8 protein-coding genes, 2 tRNA genes and 3 rRNA genes are annotated in these 15,021 nt (G+C 48.6%); 4 read left to right on the top strand and 9 right to left on the bottom strand.

From position 1 onward, the window contains the following. Positions 1-4 precede the first annotated feature (4 nt). The gene (locus AB8599_RS15510; protein ID WP_407331755.1) at positions 5-3,064 is read left to right on the top strand and encodes a multidrug efflux RND transporter permease subunit; all 3,060 of its coding nucleotides are present in this window, start codon (positions 5-7) and stop codon (positions 3,062-3,064) included. 185 nt (positions 3,065-3,249) lie between these two features. After that, on the top strand, positions 3,250-3,510 hold the full coding sequence (gene ubiK, locus AB8599_RS15515) for a ubiquinone biosynthesis accessory factor UbiK (protein ID WP_028025735.1): 261 nt from the start codon (positions 3,250-3,252) through the stop codon (positions 3,508-3,510). 97 nt (positions 3,511-3,607) lie between these two features. On the opposite strand, the gene ilvC is transcribed toward ubiK, so the two are convergent. Then, the gene (ilvC, locus tag AB8599_RS15520; protein ID WP_407331756.1) at positions 3,608-5,092 is read right to left on the bottom strand and encodes a ketol-acid reductoisomerase; all 1,485 of its coding nucleotides are present in this window, start codon (positions 5,090-5,092) and stop codon (positions 3,608-3,610) included. Between the two features lie 153 nt (positions 5,093-5,245). Here ilvC and ilvY point away from each other — a divergent pair, with 153 nt between their 5' ends. Continuing rightward, complete coding sequence (ilvY, locus tag AB8599_RS15525; RefSeq protein ID WP_407331757.1) at positions 5,246-6,136, top strand: HTH-type transcriptional activator IlvY; 891 nt, start codon at positions 5,246-5,248, stop codon at positions 6,134-6,136. A gap of 236 nt (positions 6,137-6,372) precedes the next feature. Here ilvY and AB8599_RS15530 read toward each other — a convergent pair. The 5 genes from AB8599_RS15530 to AB8599_RS15550 all read right to left on the bottom strand — a co-directional run bounded on the left by AB8599_RS15530 (position 6,373) and on the right by AB8599_RS15550 (position 11,727). Next, positions 6,373-6,449, bottom strand: a tRNA-Asp gene (locus tag AB8599_RS15530). A 106-nt stretch (positions 6,450-6,555) separates the two neighbouring features. Continuing rightward, a 5S ribosomal RNA gene (gene rrf / locus AB8599_RS15535) occupies positions 6,556-6,671 on the bottom strand. A 122-nt stretch (positions 6,672-6,793) separates the two neighbouring features. Then, a 23S ribosomal RNA gene (locus AB8599_RS15540) occupies positions 6,794-9,686 on the bottom strand. Positions 9,687-10,043: 357 nt separating this feature from the next. After that, positions 10,044-10,119 (bottom strand) — tRNA-Glu (locus AB8599_RS15545). Between the two features lie 63 nt (positions 10,120-10,182). After that, positions 10,183-11,727: ribosomal RNA gene (locus tag AB8599_RS15550) — 16S ribosomal RNA — on the bottom strand. Together the 16S, 23S and 5S rRNA genes with 2 tRNA genes alongside form the textbook arrangement of a ribosomal RNA operon. A gap of 720 nt (positions 11,728-12,447) precedes the next feature. On the opposite strand from AB8599_RS15550, the gene AB8599_RS15555 reads away from it, so the two are divergent. After that, positions 12,448-12,987 carry a gamma carbonic anhydrase family protein gene (locus AB8599_RS15555; protein WP_407333243.1) on the top strand — a complete coding sequence of 180 codons (540 nt, stop codon included), beginning with the start codon at positions 12,448-12,450 and terminating at the stop codon, positions 12,985-12,987. Here AB8599_RS15555 and AB8599_RS15560 read toward each other — a convergent pair. From AB8599_RS15560 to hemF, 3 genes are read right to left on the bottom strand one after another with little or no spacing between them, the layout of a single operon-like run. Beyond that, positions 12,984-13,247 carry a DUF1488 domain-containing protein gene (locus AB8599_RS15560; RefSeq protein WP_407331758.1) on the bottom strand — a complete coding sequence of 88 codons (264 nt, stop codon included), beginning with the start codon at positions 13,245-13,247 and terminating at the stop codon, positions 12,984-12,986. The genes AB8599_RS15555 and AB8599_RS15560 overlap by 4 nt on opposite strands. Before the next feature lie 2 nt (positions 13,248-13,249). Beyond that, on the bottom strand, positions 13,250-14,071 hold the full coding sequence (gene aroE, locus AB8599_RS15565; protein ID WP_407331759.1) for a shikimate dehydrogenase: 822 nt from the start codon (positions 14,069-14,071) through the stop codon (positions 13,250-13,252). A gap of 6 nt (positions 14,072-14,077) precedes the next feature. Beyond that, positions 14,078-14,995: an oxygen-dependent coproporphyrinogen oxidase gene (gene hemF, locus AB8599_RS15570; protein WP_407331760.1), complete on the bottom strand. Its 918-nt coding sequence runs from the start codon at positions 14,993-14,995 to the stop codon at positions 14,078-14,080. Between the last annotated feature and the right edge of the window lie 26 nt (positions 14,996-15,021).

The raw sequence follows: 15,021 nt of genomic DNA on the forward strand, positions 1-15,021 counted from the left end.
CGCCATGAAATTCACTGATATTTTCATAAAGCGTCCGGTGCTAGCGATATCGATCAGTTTTCTGATCGCTTTGCTGGGCCTGCAATCGATGTTCAAGATGCAGGTGCGTGAATATCCGGACATGACCAATACTGTGGTCACCATTTCCACCAGTTACTACGGTGCGAGTGCTGATCTCATTCAGGGCTTTATTACCACGCCGCTTGAGCAAGCGGTCGCGCAAGCCGACAACATCGACTTCATGACGTCTGAGTCTGTCTTGGGCTCGTCGACAATTACGGCGTACATGAAGCTCAACACCGACCCGAATGCCGCCCTTGCCGATATATTGGCGAAGGTGAATTCGGTTCGTGCGCAGCTACCTGGCGAATCAGAGGACCCATCGGTATCGATGTCGACGGGCTCGACGACAGCGGTGATGTATATCGGCTTTACGTCTGAAGAGCTCGACTCAAGCCAAATTACTGACTATCTAGAGCGTGTGACTAAACCACAGCTATTTACAGTCAGCGGTGTTGCAAGTATTGACCTATACGGTGGTCTGAAATACGCCCTACGCGTTTGGCTAGACCCTGCGAAGATGGCGGCTTTCAACCTTACCGCAACCGATGTGATGGGCGTGCTAAACGCCAACAACTTCCAATCTGCGACGGGTCAGTCAATTGGTACCTATATGGTATACAACGGCTCGGCAGATACGCAGGTTTCGGATACGGAAGAACTTAAACGTCTTGTTGTCGCTACTCAGAATGGTCAAGTGCTTCGCCTTGGTGATATTGCTGACGTCTCATTAGAGAAGAGTCACGATGTCTACCGCGCAACAGCAAATGGCTCTGAGGCGGTTGTTGCAGCAATCAACGCGGCCCCAACAGCCAACCCAATCAACATTGCCGCTGATGTTCTCAAGAAGCTTCCTGATCTTAAGCGCAACATGCCAAGCAACATCAAGATGAACATCCTTTATGATTCGACCGTTGCCATTAACGAATCGATTTATGAAGTTGTAAAAACCATCATCGAAGCAGCATTGATTGTATTGGTGGTGATTACCTTGTTCTTGGGTTCATTCCGAGCGGTATTGATCCCTATCATCACCATCCCACTTTCTTTGATTGGTGTGGCCATGATGATGGAGCTATTCGGTTTCTCGTTAAACTTGATGACGCTACTGGCGATGGTATTGGCCATCGGTCTGGTGGTCGATGATGCGATCGTCGTTTTGGAGAACGTTGACCGGCATATCAAGCTCGGTGAACCGCCTTTCCGCGCAGCGATCATTGGTACGCGAGAAATTGCGGTGCCTGTTATTTCGATGACACTGACTCTGGCGGCAGTATATGCCCCTATCGCTCTAATGGGTGGTATCACCGGTTCGCTATTCAAAGAGTTCGCGTTGACGCTTGCTGGTGCGGTATTTGTCTCTGGTATCATCGCATTAACGTTATCTCCGATGATGTGTTCGAAGATGCTCAAGGCCAATGAGCAACCAAGCAAATTCGAAGCGAAGGTCCATCATTTCCTTGATGCGATGACTGAACGCTACGCCACAATGCTGAAAGGCGTGATGGGCATGCGTCCAGTGATCATTACTTTCGCTGTGATTGTATTCGCAAGCTTACCAATGCTGTTCAAATTGATACCAAGCGAACTGGCACCAGCTGAAGACAAAGGTGTATTGGTAATGATGGGTACAGCGCCGTCTACGGCCAACCTTGATTACATTCAAAACACCATGGCAGAAGTGAACCAGAAACTGGCTGAACAACCTGAAGTGGCGTTCTCTCAAGTGTTCTCTGGTGTGCCTAAATCAAATCAGGCGTTTGGTATTGCCTCACTCGTTCCATGGAGTGAGCGTGAAGCCAGTCAGGCTGATGTCGTGCAGCGTATGGGTATAGAAGTGAAGGACATTCCTGGAATGGCTGTCACTGCCTTCCAGATGCCTGAACTACCAGGTGCCTCTTCAGGCTTGCCTATTCAATTTGTTATTACCACGCCGAACAACTTCGAAAGCTTGTTCCAAGTTGCGTCTGATATCTTGGCTGAAGTGAAGAGCAACCCTCAGTTTGTTTACTCAGACATGGATTTGAACTTCGATTCTGCGACGATGAAAATCAACATCGACAAAGACAAGGCTGGTGCTTATGGCGTAACCATGCAGGACATCGGTATTACTTTGGGCACCATGATGGCGGACGGTTATGTTAACCGTATCGACCTTGATGGTCGTTCATACGAGGTGATTCCGCAGGTTGCACGTAAGTTCCGCCAAAACCCAGAGTCGGTCGAAGGTTACTACGTCCGTTCAGCAAACGGTGATGCCGTGCCTTTGGGATCGCTCATTACTATCGATGTGATTGCAGAGCCACGTGCACTGCCTCACTTCAACCAGCTTAACTCTGCCACGATCAGCGTTGCGGCGGCTGGCATGCCAATGGGTGATGTGATCAACTGGTTTGAAAACGTCGCGGCAGAAAAACTGCCTGCTGGCTATCAGCATGATTACTTAGGTGAGTCTCGTCAGTTCGTGACGGAAGGTAGCGCACTTGTCGGTACCTTCATGCTGGCTTTGGCCGTTATCTTCTTGGTTCTGGCGATTCAGTTTGAGTCATTACGTGACCCGCTGGTGATCTTGGTGTCTGTTCCGTTGGCTATTTGTGGCGCATTGATTGCGTTGGCATCTGGCGCGGCGACCATGAACATCTACTCGCAGGTTGGTTTGATTACTTTGATTGGTCTAATTACTAAGCACGGTATTTTGATCTGTGAAGTCGCCAAAGAAGAACAGCTCCACAATGGTCTGAGCAAGATGGACGCGGTAATGGAAGCGGCGAAAGTCCGCCTACGACCGATCTTGATGACAACCGCAGCGATGATCGCGGGTCTTATTCCACTGATGTACGCAACAGGTGCTGGTGCAGCTCAACGCTTCAGTATCGGTATTGTTATCGTCGCAGGTCTGGCGATTGGTACGCTGTTTACCTTGTTCGTGCTACCTGTCATCTATTCTTACCTTGCTAGCCGCCATGAGCCGCTACCTGAGTTTGAAGAAGACTTGAAGGCATAAGCCAGCAAACATTAATGTACTGATGCCGATGTGAATCTTCGCATCAAAATATAGGGTCTCTGAATGAGACCCTTTTTGTATTTTCACGTATAGAAAAGCATCGCCATCCGACAAATGTACAAAAGACAGTTTCGACAAAAGCAGTCGTGTTGCTTAGAATAACGGCATCAAATAAGGAGTAACGCATGTTCGATCCCAAAAAGCTGGAGCAAATCGCCAAGCAAATCCATGAGTCAATGCCAAAGCCAGTAAAGGATCTGGGCAATGACGTTGAACAAAAAGTACGTGAAGTGATTCAAGGGCAACTCGCTAAACTAGATGTAGTGAGTCGAGAAGAGTTTGATGTGCAAACCCAAGTCCTCCTTCGCACTCGCCAAAAGCTAAGTGAAATGGAGCAGAAGTTGGCGGAGTTCGAGCAGAAGTTAAACGAGAAATCTGACGCTTAATCATTGCGGTTCAATGAGTCGTTTTTCAAGCAAAACCAGAATTAAAAAACCCGGCTTTCGCCGGGTTTTTCGTATTCAATTCGTCAGTGCGAAATGATTAGTCACCAACCGCAATGCGCTTCATGTCAGTCATGTAGCCACGTAGCTCTTGACCAATCCACTCTACAGGGTGGTTGCGTAGCGCGTCGTTAACAGCAATTAAGGTTGCGTTGTCAGCGTCGTTGCCTACATCACCAAGACCTTTACCGATAACGTCAGTACCAACACCAGGCATGAACTTCTCACGAAGCAGTGGTGTTGCGACGTTTGCGAACAGGTAGTTACCGTATTCAGCTGTATCAGAGATTACCACGTTCATTTCGTACAGACGCTTACGTGCAACGGTGTTTGCAATCAATGGAAGCTCGTGCAGTGACTCGTAGTATGCAGACTCTTCAATGATGCCTGATGCAGTCATTGCTTCAAACGCCAGCTCAACACCCGCGCGAACCATTGCAACCATCAAGATGCCGTTGTCGAAGTATTCTTGCTCAGCAATCTTAACGTCAGACTCAGGGTAGTTTTCAAATGCTGTTTCAGCAGTCTCTGCGCGCCATCCTAGCAGCTCTGCATCATCGTTTGCCCAGTCAGCCATCATGGTTGATGAGAAGTGGCCAGAAATGATGTCATCCATGTGTTTGTTGTAAAGAGGACGCATCAGATCTTTCAGATCTTCTGACAATTCAAACGCTTTAATTTTCGCAGGGTTAGAGAGGCGATCCATCATGTGCGTGATACCACCAAACTTAAGCGCTTCGGTGATCGTCTCCCAACCGAACTGAAGTAACTTACCAGCATAACCAGGCTCGATGCCGTCAGCAATCATCTTCTCGTAACATACGATAGAACCAGCTTGTAGCATGCCACATAGGATGGTTTGCTCACCCATTAGGTCGGATTTCACTTCTGCAACAAAAGATGACTCAAGAACACCAGCGCGGTGACCACCAGTCGCAGCAGCCCAAGCTTTTGCAATCTCGTGACCTTCACCTTGTGGATCGTTTTCTGGGTGAACGGCCATCAGTGTTGGTACGCCGAATCCACGCTTATATTCTTCGCGCACTTCAGTACCAGGACACTTTGGTGCAACCATAACAACAGTGATGTCTTTACGGATTTCCATGCCTTCTTCAACGATATTGAAGCCATGAGAATAGCCCAGTGCAGCGCCTTGTTTCATCAAAGGCATCACCGCGCTTACAACGCTAGTGTGCTGCTTATCAGGCGTCAGGTTCACAACCAAATCCGCTTGTGGGATGAGATTTTCGTAAGTATCAACGTTGAAGCCGTTTTCTTTTGCATTTTTGTAAGATTGACGCTGTTCATCAATCGCTGCTTGGCGAAGTGCATAAGACACGTCTAAACCAGAGTCGCGCATGTTCAAACCTTGGTTAAGGCCTTGTGCGCCACAGCCAACAATAACCACTTTTTTACCTTTAAGGTAATCAGCTTCGTTAGCAAATTCCGCCTTGTCCATAAAGCGGCAAACACCCAACTGAGCCAATTGCTCGCGTAAGTTTAAGGTATTGAAATAGTTAGACATGTCGAATACTCCGTAAGAAAAATCTGTCCTTGAGCGATGAAGTGAGACTCTCTGCTTCATCGAATTGGGTTCATAATAGAACAGGCATCAGATTGCTCAAAGTGATATATTCACAACATGTAATTGCATTTTTTGCAACATAAGAGAGCAATCATGGACGTCAGGCATCTCCAGTTTTTTATTCACCTTTGTGATAGCAAGAACTTCTCCAAAACAGCGGCGGCAATGCATATCAGCCCGTCGGCGCTGAGCCGTCAGATTCAAAAGCTAGAGCAAGAAGCGAATCAACAGCTATTTCTGCGTGACAACCGAAGTGTCGAGCTGACATTGGCGGGCAAAAAACTTCTTCCGATTGCACTCAAAATTCTCACTGAATGGCAACAATACCAAAGTCTATTCAATGGCTCAGATAACGAGCTTCAAGGTGAAATACGGCTATTTTGTTCTGTGACAGCCAGCTACAGCCATTTGCCTGAGCTGCTTTCAGAATTCAGACTTCGTCATCCTTTAATTGAACTGAAAGTCTCAACAGGAGACCCTGCACAAGCAATAGATAAGATCCTTTCAAGCGATGCTGACATTGCGATATCGGCAAAACCCGAACAGCTACCCAATAAAATTGCATTTGAAGCGATCAGTGAAATACCTTTGTCCGTTATCGCGCCGGCAGGGATCAGCAGCTTTGCCGATTCACTTCAGAGCGATACACCAGACTGGTCATCCATCCCATTTATCGTTCCCGAAGCGGGCACAGCAAGAGAGCGCGCCAACACTTGGTTCAAAACGATGAAGATTAAGCCAAATATTTATGCTCAGGTTTCTGGCCATGAAGCCATAGTCAGTATGGTTGCATTGGGCTGTGGCGTGGGTATTGCACCCGATGTGGTGATCAATAATAGCCCTGTGCGAGAGAAGATCAATCGCCTTAGATTAGCGCCCATCAAGCCTTTTGAGCTTGGTGTGTGCTGCTTACGCTCGCAACTCGACAATCCATTGGTAAAGGCGCTTTGGGATGTTGCTGAAAGCAAAGCGATCTCACGTTAGCTCTCTTCATTCGGGTTACGATATTGGCTTCGATTTTTGTGAGATCATTCGATAACATCTAAACAATAAAAGCCTCACTATTGCTAGTGAGGCTTTTAAATAAATGGTGAAGTGACCGGACTCAACGCGCACGGCAAGTGGGGCAACCTCCCGGACGCGACCTAAAGTGCGAAGCACTTTTCTGGGGCGCAGATAGCAAAAAACCTCAACATTTCTGCTGAGGTTTCTTTAATAAGTGGCGGAGCGGACGGGACTCGAACCCGCGACCCCCGGCGTGACAGGCCGGTATTCTAACCAACTGAACTACCGCTCCACACGGTGATAAACACTTTGGTGTCTATCCGATACACGCCGTTCAACGCGCGAATCTAAACTTTTTGCCTTCATCTTTATCTTAAAAAGATGAAAACGAATTTGAAGCCTGGCGATGTCCTACTCTCACATGGGGAGACCCCACACTACCATCGGCGCTATTACGTTTCACTACTGAGTTCGGCATGGGATCAGGTGGGTCCATAATGCTATGGTCGCCAAGCAAATTTTGTTGTGTCCCTCGCTTGCGCGAAAAACAAAAATCTGAAGAAAATCTGACTAGCCTATCTCTCAATACACATTCAATGTTCTTATCTGAGTCCGCTAAAACCCCTTGGGTGTTGTATGGTTAAGCCTCACGGGCAATTAGTATCAGTTAGCTCAACGCCTCGCAGCGCTTACACACCTGACCTATCTACGTCGTAGTCTCCAACAACCCTTTAGGACACTTATAGTGTCAGGGATGACTCATCTCGAGGCTTGCTTCGCGCTTAGATGCTTTCAGCGCTTATCAATTCCGAACTTAGCTACCGGGCAATGCCACTGGCGTGACAACCCGAACACCAGAGGTTCGTCCACTCCGGTCCTCTCGTACTAGGAGCAGCCCCTCTCAATCATCCAACGCCCACGGCAGATAGGGACCGAACTGTCTCACGACGTTCTAAACCCAGCTCGCGTACCACTTTAAATGGCGAACAGCCATACCCTTGGGACCGACTTCAGCCCCAGGATGTGATGAGCCGACATCGAGGTGCCAAACACCGCCGTCGATATGAACTCTTGGGCGGTATCAGCCTGTTATCCCCGGAGTACCTTTTATCCGTTGAGCGATGGCCCTTCCATTCAGAACCACCGGATCACTATGACCTACTTTCGTACCTGCTCGAATTGTCATTCTCGCAGTCAAGCGGGCTTATGCCATTGCACTAACCTCACGATGTCCGACCGTGATTAGCCCACCTTCGTGCTCCTCCGTTACTCTTTGGGAGGAGACCGCCCCAGTCAAACTACCCACCAGGCACTGTCCGCAACCCCGATTAGGGGCCAACGTTAGAACATCAAGCATACAAGGGTGGTATTTCAAGATTGCCTCCACACATACTGGCGTACGTGCTTCTAAGGCTCCCACCTATCCTACACATGTAGGGTCAATGTTCAGTGCCAAGCTGTAGTAAAGGTTCACGGGGTCTTTCCGTCTAGCCGCGGGTACACAGCATCTTCACTGCGATTTCAATTTCACTGAGTCTCGGGTGGAGACAGCGTGGCCATCATTACGCCATTCGTGCAGGTCGGAACTTACCCGACAAGGAATTTCGCTACCTTAGGACCGTTATAGTTACGGCCGCCGTTTACCGGGGCTTCGATCAAGAGCTTCTCCGAAGATAACCCCATCAATTAACCTTCCGGCACCGGGCAGGCGTCACACCGTATACGTCATCTTTCGATTTTGCACAGTGCTATGTTTTTAATAAACAGTTGCAGCCACCTGGTATCTGCGACTGCCTCTAGCTCCATCCGCAAGGGACTTCACCGGAGGCAGCGTACCTTCTCCCGAAGTTACGGTACCATTTTGCCTAGTTCCTTCACCCGAGTTCTCTCAAGCGCCTTGGTATTCTCTACCCGACCACCTGTGTCGGTTTGGGGTACGATTGCTTATAACCTGAAGCTTAGAGGCTTTTCCCGGAAGCATGGCATCAATGACTTCATCACCGTAGTGACTCGACATCGTGTCTCAGTGTTAACAGCGTCCCGGATTTACCTAAGACACCCACCTACGCACTTGAACTTGGACAACCGTCGCCAAGCTCACCTAGCCTTCTCCGTCCCCCCATCGCAGTTATAAGCAGTACGGGAATATTAACCCGTTTCCCATCGACTACGCCTTTCGGCCTCGCCTTAGGGGTCGACTTACCCTGCCCCGATTAACGTTGGACAGGAACCCTTGGTCTTCCGGCGAGGAGGTTTTTCACCCCCTTTATCGTTACTCATGTCAGCATTCGCACTTCTGATACCTCCAGCAAACCTTACAGTTCACCTTCAACGGCTTACAGAACGCTCCCCTACCCAACAACTCCGAAGAGTTGATGCCGCAGCTTCGGTGTATCGCTTAGCCCCGTTACATCTTCCGCGCAGGCCGACTCGACCAGTGAGCTATTACGCTTTCTTTAAATGATGGCTGCTTCTAAGCCAACATCCTGGCTGTCTGAGCCTTCCCACATCGTTTCCCACTTAGCGATAACTTTGGGACCTTAGCTGGCGGTCTGGGTTGTTTCCCTCTCCACGACGGACGTTAGCACCCGCCGTGTGTCTCCCGGATAGTACTTACTGGTATTCGGAGTTTGCAAAGGGTTGGTAAGTCGGGATGACCCCCTAGCCTTAACAGTGCTCTACCCCCAGTAGTATTCGTCCGAGGCGCTACCTAAATAGCTTTCGGGGAGAACCAGCTATCTCCGAGTTTGATTGGCCTTTCACCCCTAGCCACAAGTCATCCGCTAATTTTTCAACATTAGTCGGTTCGGTCCTCCAATTGATGTTACTCAATCTTCAACCTGCCCATGGCTAGATCACTCGGTTTCGGGTCTACTCCTAGCAACTCATTCGCCCAGTTAAGACTCGGTTTCCCTACGGCTCCCCTATTCGGTTAACCTTGCTACTAAAAGTAAGTCGCTGACCCATTATACAAAAGGTACGCAGTCACCCCACGAAGAGGCTCCCACTGCTTGTACGTACACGGTTTCAGGTTCTATTTCACTCCCCTCACAGGGGTTCTTTTCGCCTTTCCCTCACGGTACTGGTTCACTATCGGTCAGTCAGGAGTATTTAGCCTTGGAGGATGGTCCCCCCATGTTCAGACAGGATACCACGTGTCCCGTCCTACTCGTTTTCACGATAAAAGCATTGTCGTGTACGGGGCTATCACCCTGTATCGCTACCCTTTCCAGGGTATTCCACTAACACTTAAACCGCTTAAGGGCTAATCCGGGGTCGCTCGCCGCTACTGCCGGAATCTCAATTGATTTCTTTTCCTTCGGGTACTTAGATGTTTCAGTTCCCCGAGTTCGCCTCATACAGCTATGTATTCACTGCATGATACGTGCTTATGCACGTGGGTTTCCCCATTCGGAAATCGTAGACTCAAGTGGCTGTTACTGCCTTATCTACGCTTATCGCAAGTTACTACGTCCTTCATCGCCTCTGACTGCCAAGGCATCCACCGTGTACGCTTAGTCACTTAACCATACAACCCCAAGAGGTCTTTATGTATGGCAAACAACCAAGGTGTTCTCGTTAAAGAACAAGTTCATCTTTCAATGAACGGTTTTTCGCCGGACTCAAATATGTTCATCCCTCTCTAAGAGAAGAATGACACCAAGAACACTTGAATGTGTTTGGTGTTAATTCCGAAGAATTAACGTTTTGAGAACTTTTGTTTCGTTACCTCTCGGGTAGAGAGATAAGAAACAGATTTCAATTTAATTCCTCTTTTTTCAAAGAAGAAGTAAATCTACTAGTCAGCTTTCCAGATTTTTAAAGAGCTATGATGTTCTTTCGAATCACCACTTTCTAATCACACTCAGAAAATGTGTTTAATAAGTGGCGTCCCATAGGGGAGTCGAACCCCTGTTACCGCCGTGAAAGGGCGGTGTCCTAGGCCTCTAGACGAATGGGACACATCGTGTTCTTTTTTCTTTAACCTATACAATTTGTGTGAGCACTTGCATCAATAGTATCGTTAAGGAGGTGATCCAGCCCCAGGTTCCCCTAGGGCTACCTTGTTACGACTTCACCCCAGTCATGAACCACACCGTGGTAAACGCCCTCCCGAAGGTTAAGCTATCTACTTCTGGTGCAGCCCACTCCCATGGTGTGACGGGCGGTGTGTACAAGGCCCGGGAACGTATTCACCGTGGCATTCTGATCCACGATTACTAGCGATTCCGACTTCACGGAGTCGAGTTGCAGACTCCGATCCGGACTACGACGTACTTTCTGGGATTCGCTCCACCTCGCGGCCTCGCTGCCCTCTGTATACGCCATTGTAGCACGTGTGTAGCCCTACTCGTAAGGGCCATGATGACTTGACGTCGTCCCCACCTTCCTCCGGTTTATCACCGGCAGTCTCCCTGGAGTTCCCACCATGACGTGCTGGCAAACAAGGATAAGGGTTGCGCTCGTTGCGGGACTTAACCCAACATTTCACAACACGAGCTGACGACAGCCATGCAGCACCTGTCTCACAGTTCCCGAAGGCACAAGTCCATCTCTGGTCTCTTCTGTGGATGTCAAGAGTAGGTAAGGTTCTTCGCGTTGCATCGAATTAAACCACATGCTCCACCGCTTGTGCGGGCCCCCGTCAATTCATTTGAGTTTTAATCTTGCGACCGTACTCCCCAGGCGGTCTACTTAACGCGTTAGCTCCGAAAGCCACGACTCTAGGTCACAACCTCCAAGTAGACATCGTTTACAGCGTGGACTACCAGGGTATCTAATCCTGTTTGCTCCCCACGCTTTCGCATCTGAGCGTCAGTCTTTGTCCAGGGGGCCGCCTTCGCCACCGGTATTCCTTCAGATCTCTACGCATTTCACCGCTACACCTGAAATTCTACCCCCCTCTACAAGACTCTAGCCTGCCAGTTCAAAATGCGGTTCCCAGGTTGAGCCCGGGGCTTTCACATCTTGCTTAACAAACCGCCTGCATGCGCTTTACGCCCAGTAATTCCGATTAACGCTCGCACCCTCCGTATTACCGCGGCTGCTGGCACGGAGTTAGCCGGTGCTTCTTCTGCAGCTAACGTCAAATTAATACGCTATTAACGTACTAACCTTCCTCACTGCTGAAAGTGCTTTACAACCCGAAGGCCTTCTTCACACACGCGGCATGGCTGCATCAGGCTTGCGCCCATTGTGCAATATTCCCCACTGCTGCCTCCCGTAGGAGTCTGGACCGTGTCTCAGTTCCAGTGTGGCTGATCATCCTCTCAAACCAGCTAGGGATCGTCGCCTTGGTGAGCCATTACCTCACCAACTAGCTAATCCCAACTGGGCCCATCCCGACGCGAGAGGTCCGAAGATCCCCCTCTTTGGTCCGTAGACATCATGCGGTATTAGCAGTCGTTTCCAACTGTTATCCCCCACGTCAGGGCAGGTTCCCAGCCATTACTCACCCGTCCGCCGCTCGTCATCTTCAAAAGCAAGCTTTTGAAATGTTACCGCTCGACTTGCATGTGTTAGGCCTGCCGCCAGCGTTCAATCTGAGCCATGATCAAACTCTTCAATTAGAATTTTGTTGTCACTCGAAAGTGACGCTCAATGAATACTGAATTACTTTTTTGCCCTAAGGCAAATCTGCATTGACTGTGTTTCTTATTGGTTTCCACTTTTGAAAAAGTGAAATCAAAACAGCTCAAGGCTGATTTCCAATTCGATTGGGTCACTCAGTTCATTGATAAATCTTATGCCTATCAAATACGAGTGCCCACACAGATTGTATAGGTCAAATTGTTAAAGAACGTTGACTGTAGAAGCGACTCCGTGGAGGCGTCTTCTCATCGTCAGGGCTGCGAATTCTACGCTGCCAGGCGATGAAGTCAAGAAGAAATTTTGAGATTTTTCAACGTTGCTTTCGCAATCTTCAAAACGTCTTGTTGACTCCCTTCAACCGCGATAAGCACTGGGCTTTTCCGTTGAAGCAGGCGGGCATTCTACTGATTGAGTCGTTAACGTCAAGCGTTTATTTTCAATCAATTTTGAAGCCGTTTCGCCGTACTGATTTAGTGAGTGTTTCCTAGTTTGGAAGCCGCTCTCCGTGTCAGTGAGGTCGCATTATAGGGAGGTTTGAGATCTTGGCAAGGGCTTTATCGCAGTTTTTTGTCGAAAACAGTTCGTTAGTTCGAATTTCGCTCTAAAGTCTCTTAAACCATATTAAATCGCTGGAGAATTGCACTCTTCCTGTCATAGAGATAGTCTGGATTCATGTATCCCGTCAGGAAATAATGATGATGACTTCAGTACTTCGCAGCTACAAAGGTATCTTCCCTCAGGTTGGCGCTCGAGTGTATATCGACCCAACATCCGTATTGGTTGGCAACATCACCCTAGGTGATGATGCAAGCATCTGGCCTTTAGTTGCTGCACGCGGCGACGTTAACCATATCCGTCTCGGTGCTCGCACCAACATTCAAGACGGGTCGGTGCTGCATGTGACGCATAAGAACAAAGACAACCCTGAAGGTTACCCGCTAATTATTGGAGATGATGTTACCGTTGGTCATAAAGTCATGTTGCATGGATGCACTATTGGTAACAAGGTGTTGGTTGGCATGGGCGCTATTGTATTAGACGGTGTCGTTGTAGAAGATAATGTGATGATTGGAGCAGGTAGTTTGGTTCCACCAGGAAAGCGCCTGGAGTCAGGATATCTTTATGTAGGCAGCCCAGTAAAACAGGCTCGACCACTTAAAGAGGCGGAGCTGGCTTTCTTACAAAAGTCGTCGGACAACTATGTGACAACGAAGAATGAGTATTTAGAGGAAAGCTAGCTGACCCAAATTTCTCCGCGCTCGTTGAAATCTTCAGCTTCAATTGCCTCTTCTGCTAAGTCTTCATAATCGAAGCGATGCTGACTAAACACAGTCAGTATCGCTTTTTTAGTCATTAACGTATCCTGATGACGCTTTTGTAGATCTGCGATGGCGACGAAGCAAGGGATAAGCGCTCCATATTGTTGGGCATCAAAACGCACTGCTTGCTTATCAGCATCCACACGCTGGCCATCAGAAAAAAGAATGCTTTGATTCATCGTTATTCAGTCAAATTTCGGCGAAGCTCTCTTAGCACCTGACCGGTTCCCGGCCTAATGCCACGCCATACTGTAAAACTTTCCGCAGCCTGTCCCACCAACATACCTAAACCATCTATGACGCATGATGCCCCCTGCGCCTTAGCCCATTGATTGCTACTGGTTAAGCCCGAGCCATACACCATGTCATAAACGATGGTATTGCTTTTAATAACAGAGGAAGGAATGTGAGGGTGTTCACCAGTCAGACTCGCGGACGTAGAGTTGATGACAACATCATACGAAGCGCCTGCTAGATCATCGAATGTTTTTGCTGAGACATTACCGTGATCGGCAAATAGCTCGGACAAGGTCAACGCTTTGCTCGCTGTGCGATTGGCCACAACCAGTGACGCTGGTTCATGCTTAAGTAAAGGCAATATCACCCCTCTCGCCGCACCACCTGCTCCCAACAATAAAATGTTGGCGCCTTCAAGTTGCACATGATGGCTCAACAGATCTTGTACTAACCCCTCACCATCAGTGTTGTCGCCAAGGATGCCGCCATCATCGAGCTTTTTCAGCGTATTCACCGCACCAGCCAGTTTTGCGCGCTCGGTTAGCATTGTTGCAAAAGCAAAAGCATCCTCTTTAAAGGGAACGGTAACATTACACCCCTTACCACCTGAGGCAAAAAAAGCAGCAATCACTGGATTGAATTCACCAAGAGGCACTTCAAACGTTTCATACGTCATCTGCTGACTTGTCTGGCGCGCAAACAAGGTGTGTATAAAAGGAGATTTACTGTGTGATATCGGATTACCAACAACAACGTACTTATCCATGCGTGCTTACCAGTCCCTTGGCGTTAAATAGTCAGTATAAAGTTTCGCTTCAGCGGAGCCTGCTTCGGGCTCAAAACCATATTCCCATCTGACGAGAGGTGGCATCGACATGAGTATTGACTCAGTCCGTCCGCCACTTTGTAAGCCGAATAACGTACCACGGTCATACACCAAATTAAATTCAACATAGCGACCGCGACGATAAAGCTGAAACTGCCGCTGATGCTCTCCATATTCGGTGTCTTTGCGCCGTTTAACAATAGGCAGGTAAGCGTTGAGAAAGCCTAAGCCAACAGCCTTAATGTAATCAAACGAGACATCAAAGCCCCAGTTGTTCAAATCATCAAAAAAGAGACCACCCACACCACGGGTTTCGTTGCGATGAGGCAAGAAGAAGTATCGATCGCACCACTCTTTGTGTTCTTGATAGACATCATTGCCAAAAGGCGCACAAATCGCCTTCGCGGTTTGATGCCAGTGGAGGCAATCCTCTGCAACAGGATAAAAAGGCGTCAGATCAAAGCCCCCACCAAACCACCATACAGGGTCTTCACCCTCTTTTTCAGCAATAAAGAAACGCACGTTAGCGTGAGAAGTTGGCACATGTGGGTTCTTCGGATGAACAACCAGAGAAACCCCCATCGCCTCAAAGCTTCGACCCGCAAGCTCCGGACGATGAGCGGTTGCTGAACCTGGCATCTTATCGCCAAAAACATGCGAAAAGTTCACGCCTGCTTGTTCAAAAACAGCACCATCGCGCAATACGCGGCTCTTGCCACCACCTCCAGCCTCACGTTGCCATGAATCTTCTTGAAATTGGGTAGCACCGTCTTCTTGCTCCAGTGCATTACAAATAGCATCCTGAAGTGACAGTAAAAAGCGCTTTACTGCTTCCTTATCTACTTGCTGAGGGAGGTTTGGCACGTTAATTCCTTTTTATTACTAACTTA

It is taken from the genome of Enterovibrio litoreus, from assembly GCF_045679545.1.
GTDB lineage: Bacteria > Pseudomonadota > Gammaproteobacteria > Enterobacterales > Vibrionaceae > Enterovibrio.

What these genes read in the sequence shown, in the direction of transcription:
- AB8599_RS15510 (WP_407331755.1), top strand. Translation starts at nt 5, where the DNA reads ATGAAATTCACTGATATTTTCATAAAGCGTCCGGTGCTAGCGATATCG.
- ubiK (WP_028025735.1), top strand. Translation starts at nt 3,250, where the DNA reads ATGTTCGATCCCAAAAAGCTGGAGCAAATCGCCAAGCAAATCCATGAG.
- ilvC (WP_407331756.1), bottom strand. Translation starts at nt 5,092, where the DNA reads ATGTCTAACTATTTCAATACCTTAAACTTACGCGAGCAATTGGCTCAG.
- ilvY (WP_407331757.1), top strand. Translation starts at nt 5,246, where the DNA reads ATGGACGTCAGGCATCTCCAGTTTTTTATTCACCTTTGTGATAGCAAG.
- AB8599_RS15555 (WP_407333243.1), top strand. Translation starts at nt 12,448, where the DNA reads ATGACTTCAGTACTTCGCAGCTACAAAGGTATCTTCCCTCAGGTTGGC.
- AB8599_RS15560 (WP_407331758.1), bottom strand. Translation starts at nt 13,247, where the DNA reads ATGAATCAAAGCATTCTTTTTTCTGATGGCCAGCGTGTGGATGCTGAT.
- aroE (WP_407331759.1), bottom strand. Translation starts at nt 14,071, where the DNA reads ATGGATAAGTACGTTGTTGTTGGTAATCCGATATCACACAGTAAATCT.